The 11,441-nt window shown below is 72.7% G+C and carries 10 protein-coding genes; 8 read left to right on the top strand and 2 right to left on the bottom strand.

What is annotated here, in order from left to right; translation table 11 throughout:
• Positions 1 to 1,104 (bottom strand): glycosyltransferase (locus tag ESO86_RS05115; protein ID WP_165307343.1); only part of this gene is annotated, 1,104 nt, incomplete at its 3' end.
• 146 nt (positions 1,105 to 1,250) lie between these two features.
• On the opposite strand from ESO86_RS05115, the gene ESO86_RS05110 reads away from it, so the two are divergent.
• Complete coding sequence (locus ESO86_RS05110; RefSeq protein WP_129233795.1) at positions 1,251 to 1,775, top strand: DoxX family membrane protein; 525 nt, start codon at positions 1,251 to 1,253, stop codon at positions 1,773 to 1,775.
• A gap of 70 nt (positions 1,776 to 1,845) precedes the next feature.
• On the opposite strand, the gene ESO86_RS05105 is transcribed toward ESO86_RS05110, so the two are convergent.
• A complete protein-coding gene (locus tag ESO86_RS05105) occupies positions 1,846 to 2,490 on the bottom strand; it encodes a hypothetical protein (RefSeq protein ID WP_129233794.1) in 645 nt (214 codons plus the stop codon).
• A 128-nt stretch (positions 2,491 to 2,618) separates the two neighbouring features.
• On the opposite strand from ESO86_RS05105, the gene pyrR reads away from it, so the two are divergent.
• The 7 genes from pyrR to pyrF are packed head-to-tail and all read left to right on the top strand — an operon-like array spanning position 2,619 to position 11,364.
• Positions 2,619 to 3,158: a bifunctional pyr operon transcriptional regulator/uracil phosphoribosyltransferase PyrR gene (gene pyrR, locus ESO86_RS05100; RefSeq protein ID WP_129233793.1), complete on the top strand. Its 540-nt coding sequence runs from the start codon at positions 2,619 to 2,621 to the stop codon at positions 3,156 to 3,158.
• Entirely contained in the window at positions 3,155 to 4,108 is a 954-nt protein-coding gene (locus tag ESO86_RS05095; protein WP_129233792.1) for an aspartate carbamoyltransferase catalytic subunit, read from the top strand. The genes pyrR and ESO86_RS05095 overlap by 4 nt, the downstream gene beginning before the upstream one ends.
• Positions 4,105 to 5,451, top strand: a complete 1,347-nt coding sequence (locus ESO86_RS05090) for a dihydroorotase (protein WP_129233791.1) — start codon at positions 4,105 to 4,107, stop codon at positions 5,449 to 5,451. Before ESO86_RS05095 ends, ESO86_RS05090 begins: the two co-directional genes overlap by 4 nt.
• Positions 5,444 to 6,001, top strand: coding sequence for a PH-like domain-containing protein (locus tag ESO86_RS05085; RefSeq protein WP_207207021.1), 558 nt, complete (start codon positions 5,444 to 5,446; stop codon positions 5,999 to 6,001). Before ESO86_RS05090 ends, ESO86_RS05085 begins: the two co-directional genes overlap by 8 nt.
• Positions 5,994 to 7,199, top strand: coding sequence for a glutamine-hydrolyzing carbamoyl-phosphate synthase small subunit (gene carA / locus ESO86_RS05080; RefSeq protein ID WP_207207020.1), 1,206 nt, complete (start codon positions 5,994 to 5,996; stop codon positions 7,197 to 7,199). The genes ESO86_RS05085 and carA overlap by 8 nt, the downstream gene beginning before the upstream one ends.
• Positions 7,199 to 10,492 carry a carbamoyl-phosphate synthase large subunit gene (carB, locus tag ESO86_RS05075; protein ID WP_129233790.1) on the top strand — a complete coding sequence of 1,098 codons (3,294 nt, stop codon included), beginning with the start codon at positions 7,199 to 7,201 and terminating at the stop codon, positions 10,490 to 10,492. Before carA ends, carB begins: the two co-directional genes overlap by 1 nt.
• Entirely contained in the window at positions 10,489 to 11,364 is an 876-nt protein-coding gene (pyrF, locus tag ESO86_RS05070; RefSeq protein WP_129233789.1) for an orotidine-5'-phosphate decarboxylase, read from the top strand. Before carB ends, pyrF begins: the two co-directional genes overlap by 4 nt.
• The last annotated feature ends 77 nt before the right edge of the window (positions 11,365 to 11,441 follow it).

Below are 11,441 nucleotides of genomic sequence, written 5' to 3'. Positions count from 1 at the left end.
GCTCGTCCGTTCGCGCCGCACGGCGGCGCTCGACGAGCGCCATCGTGTGCTCGACGACCTCCCGCGGCCCGTCGTGCGCGCGCAGTTCGCGCCCGCCCACGCGACGCGTGCCGCGATCACGGGCTTGTCGATGTCGCCGCCGGCGACGATGAGGGGGATGCCGTGCGCGAGCGCGGCGAGCACGCCGCCCCATCCGCCGTTGGTGATCATCGCATCGGTCCGGGGGAGGAGCGCCGCGTAGTCGACGAGTCCGGCGACGTAGGCGTTCGGCGGCGCCGCGAACGTCAGGTCGGGCGCGTCGGCGCGGCCGGTCGTCGCGACGACCGAGACGGGCTGCCGGCCGAGAGCTGCGAACGCGGGCCGGATGAGGTCGTCCGGGTCGACGTTGAGCGTCCCCTGCGTCACGTGCACGATGGGACGGTCCTCGGGCAGCTCCGCCCACCAGCCGGGGGGCTCGGGCCGGATGGAGCCCTTCGGCGCGAGCGCGCCGACGAACTCGACGCGCACCGGCCAACCGCTCCGCGGGAACTCGAGCTGCGGAACGCCCGACGCGCAGACGAGGTCGGGGGAGTGCCACGCCGCGTCGAGCGGCGCATCGGTGGGCGGCAGGCCGGATGCCGCGCGCTGCGCGTCGTAGGCGCGCCGGATGCCACGTGTCGACAGGGCGAGCGCCGCGTGGAGGATGCGATCGCGGAGCCTCCCGAGCAGACCGGCGGCCGGCCGCAGCGGGAGGATCGGCGGTGGGAGCTCGGGCGTGGGGATCGAGAGGGGCACGATGCTCACCGTGACCGATGGCGTGCCGGTGCGTTCGGCGGCGAAGTGCATACCCAGGCTGAGGTTGTCGGCGACGATCACGTCCCAGGGTCGCTCCTCGTACGCCGCGACGAGGTCGTCGCCCTGCGCCGCCCCGGTCCCGACGAACAGGTGCTCGACGTTCGCCAGCAGCTGTCGCGGACCCTTGCGGTCCCGGACGGCGGGGAAGGTCGCGGCGAGGTCGAGCTCGTCGAAGCACGCGGGGAGATGCCGTGGCCAGCCGTCGAACGGAGGATCCCCCGGACGGGGGACGGCTGCGGGCGGACCCGGAGGAGCGCCCGGGGCGCGCACCCGCCCGGAAACGGGGACGTCCCTCCGCGCCTTCCCGAGCGGGCACTGATCCGCGGGCGCGCGGGCGGTCGTTCACTGGGAGACGTCGCATTCCGCGGCATCCGCCACCCGGCACCCGACCTCCGCTCTGGAAGGAGCACCTCGTCATGACCAGCATCTCCGCGCACGGCTTCCCGCAGGCCGGAGCGCGTCGAGCGGCCGACCACCGGTCGCCCTCCGCACGCCTCGCCGACGCCGAGGGCGCGCTCAAGGCGCTCCTCGAACGGTGGAGCATCCCCGCCCTCCGCGTCGCGCTCGGCGCCGTGTTCGTCGTGTTCGGCGCCCTGAAGTTCGTCCCGGGCGCGAGTCCCGTCGAGCCGCTCGTCGAGGCGACGTGGGGCGTGCTCACGTTCGGCCTCGTGGGCGGCCAGCTCGCGCTCGTGCTCACGGCCGTCATCGAGACCACGGCTGGCCTGCTCCTGATCTCGGGCCGCACTGCGAGGCTCGGGCTGGTGGTCCTCGCGGTCGCGTTCGTCGGCATCCTCTCGCCGATCGTGTTCTTCACCGACCAGCTGGTCACGGCCGGCGGCCCGACGCTCCTCGGCCAGTACGTGGCGAAGAACGTCGTACTCATCGCCGCGGCGCTCGTCATCGCCTCGCGTGTCCTGCGCGGACCGGCGCGTTCGCGTTGAGCCGCCGCGCGCCCGATGGCGGAGGGGGCGGGATGCGAACGCATCCCGCCCCCTCCGCGATTCGCGAGCTTCAGTCGACCGGGCCGACTCCGTTCCCGACCGCGGGCGAGTCCGGCCGGGCACCCCATGCCGCGAGCGCCGCAGCCTCCAGCCCGAACCCGATGAGCGTCCCGTGCGGCCAGTACGTGAACAGCGCGGTCGCGCCCACCAGGACCGGCAGGGTGGCACCGAGGAGCACGCGCTCCCAGACCGGGATCCCCGCGCCGCGCGGCGCGAGGAACGCGACGACCAGCGCCCAGAGTCCGATCGCCATGATCACGAGCGCCTCCGCGCCCCAGAGCACCCGGAGCGGCGCGCCGTCGGCGTGGTTGAGGTAGCTGAGCAGCGTGACCGCGGCGCCGGCGAGCACAAGCCAGCCGAGCACCCGTCCCGCCCAGCCGAGCGCGGCGAAGGCGGGGCCGGTGGCGAACCAGGCGAGGGCGAACGACACGGATGCCGCGGCGCCGAAGACCAGGTAGAAGTCGGGCTGCCCGACCGACACGAGCCAGCCGCGCACGGCGTCGTACGGGGGCAGTCGATCGAGCACGAACAGCCAACGCGGCATGGCGTACCCGCCCGACCATGCGTGCTGCTGCGGCGGCAGGAGGACGAACGCCCAGGCGGCGGCCAGCAGGGCCGCGGTCACCGCGACGGAACGGCTCGGGCGCGATCGCATGTCCGCACCGTAGCGGAGCACCCGCCCGCACGGCGGGCGCCACGGCACCCTGCGCCCCATCGCCGCTGGTAGGATCGAGCGACCGACAACCTTGAAGCCCGTCCCGTGAGGCGGAGAAGGGAGTCCGCATCGCTGTGCGCACCGTGCTCCAGCAGGCAGACCTCGAGCGGGCGCTGACCCGTATCGCCCACGAGATCCTCGAAGCCAATCGCGGCGCCGACGATCTCGTCCTCCTCGGCATTCCCACGCGCGGCGTGGCGCTGGCCGAGCGACTCGCCCGGCTCGTGTCCCGGATCGCCGGCGTCGACGTGCCCGCAGGGGCGCTCGACGTGACGATGTACCGCGACGACCTGGGCCGCAACCCCGTGCGCGCCACCCACCCGACCGAGGTGCCGGGCGACGGCATCGACGGCCGGGTCGTGGTGCTCGTCGACGACGTGCTCTACTCGGGCCGCACCATCCGCGCCGCCCTCGACGCGCTCGCCGACCTCGGCCGCGCCCGCGCGGTGCGCCTCGCGGTGCTCGTCGACCGCGGCCACCGCGAGTTCCCGATCCGCGCGGACTACGTCGGCAAGAACCTGCCGAGCTCGACCCGCGAGCGCATCAACGTGCACCTGGCCGAGGTCGACGGCGACGACGCCGTCACGATCGAGGGCGGTGACGAGTGAGGCACCTGCTCAGCACGCGCGACCTGTCGCGCGACGACGCCATCGCGCTGCTCGACATCGCCGAGGACATGGCCGCCGTCCAGGAGCGCGAGGTCAAGAAGCTGCCCACGCTCCGCGGCCGCACCGTCGTGAACCTCTTCTTCGAGGACTCCACGCGCACGCGCATCTCGTTCGAGGCCGCCGCGAAGCGGCTCTCGGCCGACGTCATCAACTTCAGCGCCAAGGGCTCGAGCGTCTCCAAGGGCGAATCGCTGAAGGACACGGCGCAGACGCTGCAGGCGATGGGCGCCGACGGCGTCGTGATCCGCCACCCCGCCTCGGGTGCGCCCCTCACGCTCGCCACGAGCGGATGGATCGACGCGGGCGTCGTGAACGCCGGCGACGGCACCCACGAGCATCCCACCCAGGCACTGCTCGACGCCTTCACGATGCGCCGCCGCCTCCACGGCGCGGCCTCGCGCGGCCGCGACCTCGACGGCGTGCGGGTCGTGATCGTCGGCGACGTCCTGCACTCGCGGGTCGCCCGCTCGAACGTGTGGCTCCTCGAGACGCTCGGCGCCGACGTGACGCTCGTGGCGCCGCCGACGCTCGTGCCCGTCGACGTGTCCGGCTGGCCCGCCGCGATCGAGTACGACCTCGACCGAGCACTCGCCACCGGACCCGACGTCGTCATGATGCTCCGCATCCAGGCGGAGCGCATGCACGGAGCGTTCTTCCCGAACAGCCGCGAATACGCGCGCACCTGGGGGCTGGACGACCACCGGTTCGCCCAGCTTCCCGAGACTACGATGGTCATGCATCCGGGCCCGATGAACCGCGGGCTCGAGATCGCCGCCCGCGCCGCCGACTCCACGCAGTCGACGGTGCGCGAGCAGGTCGCGAACGGAGTATCAGTGAGAATGGCCGCCCTATACCTGCTGCTGTCCGGCGAACGGGGTGAGTCCCGATGAGCGAGTCGTTCCTGATCCGCGGTGCGACCCTGCCCACGGGCGAGCGCGCCGACATCCTGCTCGACGACGGGCGCATCGCAGACGTCGGCACGGTGGCGGATGCCGCGGGCGCGACGGTCGTCGACGCCGACGGGCTGGTCGCCCTTCCCGGCCTCGTCGACCTCCACACGCACCTCCGCGAGCCGGGCTACGAGCAGAGCGAGACCGTGCTCACGGGCACCCGTGCGGCCGCGGCCGGCGGCTTCACGGCCGTGTTCGCCATGGCGAACACGTTCCCCGTCGCCGACACGGCGGGCGTCGTCGAGCAGGAGCTCACGCTCGGCGAGGCCGCGGGCTACGCGACCGTGCAGCCGATCGGCGCCGTCACCGTCGGGCTGAAGGGCGAGCAGCTCGCCGAACTCGGCGCCATGGCCGCCTCGCGCGCCGGCGTGCGCGTCTTCAGCGACGACGGCTTCTGCGTCTTCGACCCGCTCCTCATGCGCCGGGCCCTCGAGTACGTCAAGGCGTTCGACGGAGTCATCGCCCAGCACGCGCAGGAGCCTCGCCTCACCCAGGGCGCGCAGATGAACGAGGGCGCGCTCTCGGGCGAGCTCGGCCTGGCCGGCTGGCCCGCGGTCGCCGAGGAGTCGATCATCGCGCGCGACGTGCTCCTCGCCGAGCACGTCGGGTCGCGCCTGCACGTGTGCCACGTCTCGACGGCCGGGTCGGTCGAGGTCATCCGCTGGGCGAAGGCCCGCGGCATCGACGTCACCGCCGAGGTCACGCCGCACCACCTGCTGCTCACCGAGGACCTCGTCGCCGGGTACGACCCCCGGTACAAGGTCAACCCGCCGCTGCGCCGCCAGGAGGACGTCGACGCGCTCCGCGCGGCCCTCGCCGACGGCACGATCGACATCGTCGCGACCGACCACGCACCGCACCCGGTCGAGGCGAAGGAGTGCGAGTGGGACGCCGCCGCGAACGGCATGGTCGGCCTCGAGTCGGCGCTGTCCGTGGTCCAGCAGACCATGGTCGACTCCGGCCTGATGGGCTGGGCCGACGTCGCGCGGGTGCTCTCCGCGACGCCCGCGCGGATCGGCCGCCTGCGAGGCCACGGCGAGCCCGTCGCGACCGGATCGGCCGCAGAGCTCACCCTCCTCGACCCGAGCGCGACCGCGGACTTCGGCGTCGACCGGCTCGCCGGACGCAGCGTCAACTCGCCCTACCTCGGACGCACGCTCCCCGGGCGCGTCGTCGCGACGTTCCACCGCGGCGTGCCGACGGTGCTCGACGGCGCGGTCCGGCCCGCCGCCGAGGTCGCCGCGGCATCCGCCCGTCGTCCCGAGGGGAGCGCGCGTGGATAACCGATGGATCGGCGCGCTCGTCGCGGTCGCGATCGTCGCCGTGGCCGCCTGGCTGATGTGGCGCTCCTGGCGCCGTCGCACGGTGCGCGACGAGACCCTCGCCGCGTACGCGCCGCCCGCCGACCCCGGGACCACCACGCTCGAGATCGAGGCGCTCTACGTCGCGACGACCCCCGAGGGCGACCCCCTCGAGCGGCTCGCCGTCGAGGGCCTCGCCTTCCGCGGCTCGGCGCGCGTCGAGGTGCACCGCAAGGGCGTGCTCCTCCGCATCGCGGGCGAGCTGGCGAGCTTCATCCCGGCCGACCGCATCGCGGCCGCCGGGACGGCGACCTACGCGATCGATCGCGGGGTCGAGCCCGAGGGCCTCGTGGCCCTCACCTGGATGGTCGACGACCGGTCGGAGCCCGAGGTTCCGACGCGGGTCGACAGCTACCTTCGGTGCCGGTACCCGGGCGATTCCGCCCGGTTCGTGGCCGCCGTGAACGAGATCGCTGCGGCGCCCGAGGCGCCGCAGCCGGAAGCAGAGGAGAGCGAGGCCTCGGATGACTGAGACCCCGACCACCGTCGACGAGCAGGCGCCCGCCGCTGCGATCGACCTCACCAGAGCCGTGCTCGTGCTGGAGGACGGCACCCGGTACGAGGGTCGCGCCTACGGCGCCCGCGGGCGCACGCTCGGCGAGGCCGTGTTCGCGACCGGGATGACCGGCTACCAGGAGACGCTGACCGACCCGTCGTACGCCGGCCAGATCGTGCTCATGACCGCGCCGCACATCGGCAACACGGGCATGAACGACGAGGACATGGAGTCCGCACGCATCTGGGTCGCGGGCTTCGTCGTGCGCGACCCATCCCGGGTCGTGTCGAACTTCCGCTCCCAGCGGAGCCTCGACGACGACCTCGCCGCGGCCGGCGTCGTCGGCATCAGCGGCATCGACACGCGCGCGGTCACGCGGCACATCCGCTCGCTCGGGGCGATGCGCGCGGGCGTCTTCTCCGGCGAGGAGGCCCACCTCTCGCCCGGCGAGCAGCTCGACCTGGTGCAGTCCGGCGAGCAGATGACGGGCCGCAACCTGTCCGGGGCGGTCTCGACGGGCGAGCGCTACACGCTGCCCGCGACGGGCGAGCGCGTCGGCTCGGTCGCCGTGCTCGACCTCGGCGTGAAGACGTCGACGCTGAACTACCTCGCCGAGCGGGGCTTCGACGTGCACGTGCTCCCGCAGACGGTCACGGTCGACGACGTGCTCGCGCTCGAACCCGACGCGCTGTTCTTCTCGAACGGCCCCGGTGACCCGAGCGCGTCCGAGCGTCACGTCGAGCTCCTCCGCTCGGCGCTCCGCGCCGGCCTGCCGTACTTCGGCATCTGCTTCGGCAACCAGCTGCTCGGGCGCGCGCTCGGCTTCGACACGTACAAGCTGCCGTTCGGGCACCGCGGCATCAACCAGCCGGTGCTCGACCGGGCGACCGGGCGGGTGGAGATCACCGCGCACAACCACGGCTTCGCCGTCGCGGCGCCGACCGACGCCGTCAGCGAGTCGAGCCAGGGCTTCGGCCGCGTCGAGGTCAGCCACGTCGACCTCAACGACGACGTCGTCGAGGGCCTGAACTGCCTCGACATCCCCGCGTTCTCGGTCCAGTACCACCCGGAGTCGGCGGCCGGCCCGCACGACGCCAACTACCTCTTCGACCGCTTCCGCGACATGGTCATCGCGAACAGGACCACCGACGACAGCCAGGAGGCCGGGAAGTAATGCCCAAGCGCGACGACATCAATTCCGTCCTCGTCATCGGGTCGGGCCCGATCGTCATCGGGCAGGCCGCCGAGTTCGACTACTCGGGCACCCAGGCCTGCCGCGTCCTCCGGGCGGAGGGCGTCCGGGTCATCCTCGTGAACCCGAACCCGGCCACGATCATGACCGACCCCGGCTTCGCCGACGCGACGTACGTCGAGCCGATCACCCCCGAGGTGATCGAGTCGATCATCGTCAAGGAGAAGCCGGACGCCGTGCTGCCGACGCTCGGCGGCCAGACCGCGCTGAACGCCGCGATCGCCCTGCACGACGCCGGGATCCTCGACAAGCACGGCGTCGAGCTCATCGGCGCCAAGGTCGACGCGATCCGCAAGGGCGAGGACCGCCAGCTCTTCAAGGACCTCGTCATCGAGGCCGGCGCCGACGTCGCCCGCTCGCACGTCGCCACGACGCTCGAGCAGGCGAAGGAGTTCGCGCTCGACCTCGGCTACCCGCTCGTGGTCCGACCGTCGTTCACGATGGGCGGCCTCGGCTCGGGCTTCGCGTACACCGAGGAGGACCTCGTCCGCATCGTGACGCAGGGCCTGCACGACTCGCCGACCACCGAGGTGCTCCTGGAGGAGTCCATCCTCGGCTGGAAGGAGTACGAGCTCGAGCTCATGCGCGACACGGCCGACAACACCGTCGTCGTCTGCTCGATCGAGAACGTCGACCCCGTCGGCGTGCACACGGGCGACTCGATCACGGTCGCGCCCGCGCTCACGCTGACCGACCGCGAGTACCAGAAGCTCCGCGACATCGGCATCGACATCATCCGCGCCGTCGGCGTCGACACGGGCGGCTGCAACATCCAGTTCGCGGTCGACCCCGCCGACGGGCGCGTGATCGTCATCGAGATGAACCCGCGCGTCTCGCGGTCCTCGGCGCTCGCGTCGAAGGCCACGGGCTTCCCGATCGCGAAGATCGCGGCGAAGCTCGCGATCGGCTACCGCCTCGACGAGATCCCGAACGACATCACGAAGGTGACGCCGGCGTCGTTCGAGCCGACGCTCGACTACGTCGTCGTGAAGGTGCCGCGGTTCGCGTTCGAGAAGTTCCCCGCCGCCGACCCGACGCTGACGACGACCATGAAGTCGGTCGGCGAGGCCATGGCGATCGGCCGCAACTACACGACGGCGCTGCAGAAGGCGCTGCGCTCGCTGGAGAAGCGCGGATCGAGCTTCCACTGGGGCGACGAGTCGCGATCGGTCGACGAACTGCTCGAGGAGGCCTCGGTGCCGACCGACGGCCGGATCGTGCTCGTCCAGCAGGCGCTCCGGAAGGGCGCGTCGATCGAGCAGGCCTTCGAGGCCACGAAGATCGACCCGTGGTTCCTCGACCAGATCGTGCTCATCAACGAGGTCGCCGAGCGGATCGCCGGCGCAGACGCCCTCGACACCGACACGCTGCTCCTCGCGAAGGACCACGGGTTCTCGGACGCGCAGATCGGCCAGCTCCGCGGCTTCGGCGAGGCCGACGCGCGCGAGGTCCGCCACATCCTCGGCGTCCGCCCGGTGTTCAAGACCGTCGACACGTGCGCGGGCGAGTTCCCGGCGCTCACCCCGTACCACTACTCGAGCTACGACCTCGAGACCGAGGTCGCGCCGAGCGACCGCCGGAAGGTCGTCATCCTCGGCTCCGGTCCGAACCGCATCGGCCAGGGCGTCGAGTTCGACTACTCGTGCGTGCACGCGTCGTTCGCGCTCTCCGAGGCCGGGTACGAGACGATCATGATCAACTGCAACCCCGAGACGGTCTCGACCGACTACGACACGAGCGATCGACTCTACTTCGAGCCGCTCACGCTCGAGGACGTGCTCGAGGTGATCCACGCCGAGTCCCAGTCGGGCGAGCTCGTGGGCGTCGTCGTCCAGCTCGGCGGCCAGACCGCGCTCGGGCTCGCGAAGGGGCTCGAGGCCGCCGGCGTGCCGATCCTGGGCACCACGCCCGACGCGATCGACCTCGCCGAGGAGCGCGGGCAGTTCGCCGCCATCCTCGACGGTGCGGGCCTGCTGGCCCCGCGCAACGGCACCGCGACCGAGCTCGCGGGCGCCGTGCAGGTGGCCGAGCAGATCGGCTACCCGGTGCTCGTGCGCCCGAGCTTCGTGCTCGGCGGCCGCGGCATGGAGATCGTGTACGACACGCCCTCCCTCGTCGACTACTTCGCTCGCATCGAGGACCAGGGCATCGTGGGCCCGACCCATCCGCTGCTCGTCGACCGCTTCCTCGACGACGCCATCGAGATCGACGTCGACGCGCTCTACGACGGCACCGAGCTCTACGTCGGGGGCGTCATGGAGCACATCGAGGAGGCCGGCATCCACTCGGGCGACTCGAGCTGCACGCTCCCGCCGGTCACGCTCGGTCGTGCCGAGGTCGACCGGGTGCGCACGGCGACGCGCGCGATCGCGGAGGGCGTCGGCGTGCGGGGCCTCCTCAACGTGCAGTTCGCGGTCGCGGCGGGCGTGCTCTACGTGCTGGAGGCGAACCCGCGCGCGAGTCGCACGGTGCCCTTCGTCTCGAAGGCGCTCGGCATCCCGCTCGCGAAGGCGGCGTCCCGCATCATGGTCGGCGACTCGATCCGCGACCTCGTCGCCGAGGGGCTGCTGCCCGAGGTCGACGGCTCGAGGGTGCCGCTCGACGCGCCGGTCGCCGTCAAGGAGGCCGTGCTGCCGTTCCACCGGTTCCGCACCCGCGAGGGCATCATGGTCGACTCGGTGCTCGGCCCCGAGATGCGCTCGACCGGCGAGGTCATGGGCATCGACCGCGACTTCCCGCGCGCGTTCGCGAAGAGCCAGCTCGCCGCCTACGGCGGGATGCCGCTGTCGGGTCGCGTGTTCGTCTCGGTCTCCGACCGCGACAAGCGCGCGATCATCCTCCCGGTGCTCCGGATGCAGCAGCTCGGCTACGACCTCGTGGCGACCGAGGGCACGGCAGAGGTGCTCCGTCGCAACGGCATCGGGGCCGACGTGGTGCTGAAGTACAGCGAGAAGGAGGGCGAGGACGCGACCTCGGTCGTGGAGCTGATCCACCGCGGCGAGATCGACGTGGTCGTGAACACGCCGAGCGGTCGCTCGGCGCGCGCCGACGGCTACGAGATCCGTGCCGCTGCGGTCGCGGCGGACATCCCGCTGTTCACCACCATCGCGGAGCTCTCGGCCGCGGTCGCGTCCCTCGACGTGAACGACGGTGGCTTCGAGGTCACGAGCCTGCAGGAGTATGCGCGCCGCCGGGCCGGAGAGGTCGCCGAGTGAACGGCCTCGCCTCGTTCGGCGAACGCCTCGACGCGGCATTCGGCACGCGCGGGCGCCTCTGCGTGGGCATCGACCCGCACGCCTGGCTCCTCGACGAGTGGGGGCTCCCGGACTCCGGGGCGGGCGTTCGCGAGTTCGGGCTCCGGGTGGTGGATGCCGCCGCCGGGCGGGTCGGGATCGTCAAGCCGCAGGTGTCGTTCTTCGAACGCCACGGCTCGGCCGGCTACGTCGCCCTCGAGCGCGTGCTCGAGCTCGCCCGCGACGCGGGCCTCCTCGTGATCGCCGACGTCAAGCGCGGCGACATCGGCTCGACCGTCGAGGCGTACGGCGAGGCGTGGCTCTCGCACGGATCGTCGCTGCGCGCCGACGCCATGACGATCTACGCCTACCAGGGCCTCGGCTCGATCGAGGGCGTGATGCGCCAGGCGGAGGCCGCGCAGGCCGGCCTGTTCGTCGTCGCGGCGACCTCGAACCCCGAGGCGGCGGCGATCCAGCAGGCCGTGCTGCAGGGGTCGAGCCGCGAGGGCTCGTCGGTGGCCGGTGCGATCGTGTCGGGCGTGGACGCCTGGAACCGGAGCCGCGACGGCGCCGACGAGCGACCGTTCGGCTCGGTCGGCGTCGTGCTCGGCGCCACCATCGTGCCCGAGGAGTTCGGCATCGACGTCTCGAGCGACGCCCGCCCGCGGGTGCCCGTGCTGGTTCCCGGGATCGGCTTCCAGGGCGGCGAGCTCCGCGACGTCCCGGCACGGCTGGGTTCGCTCGCCCCCGGGGCGATCCTGACCGACAGCCGGGGACTGCTCGCCGCCGGTCCCGACGGGATCGCGGACGCGATCGCGCGACGCGCCGACGAGGTGGGGGCGCTCGATGTCTGATCGCGCCGTGGCATCCGCCCCGCCCGAGGTCGACCGGGTCGCCGCATCGCGTGCCGCGGTCGCCGCCCGACGCGCCC

Origin of the sequence: Agromyces binzhouensis (assembly GCF_004135055.1) — a bacterium.
GTDB classification, from domain to species: Bacteria; Actinomycetota; Actinomycetes; order Actinomycetales; family Microbacteriaceae; genus Agromyces; species Agromyces binzhouensis.
The sequence above is the reverse complement of the archived record's forward strand: the minus strand, read 5'-3'. Positions and strand labels throughout refer to the sequence as shown.

What these genes read in the sequence shown, in the direction of transcription:
- ESO86_RS05105 (WP_129233794.1), bottom strand. Translation starts at nt 2,490, where the DNA reads ATGCGATCGCGCCCGAGCCGTTCCGTCGCGGTGACCGCGGCCCTGCTG.
- carB (WP_129233790.1), top strand. Translation starts at nt 7,199, where the DNA reads ATGCCCAAGCGCGACGACATCAATTCCGTCCTCGTCATCGGGTCGGGC.
- ESO86_RS05090 (WP_129233791.1), top strand. Translation starts at nt 4,105, where the DNA reads ATGAGCGAGTCGTTCCTGATCCGCGGTGCGACCCTGCCCACGGGCGAG.
- carA (WP_207207020.1), top strand. Translation starts at nt 5,994, where the DNA reads ATGACTGAGACCCCGACCACCGTCGACGAGCAGGCGCCCGCCGCTGCG.
- ESO86_RS05110 (WP_129233795.1), top strand. Translation starts at nt 1,251, where the DNA reads ATGACCAGCATCTCCGCGCACGGCTTCCCGCAGGCCGGAGCGCGTCGA.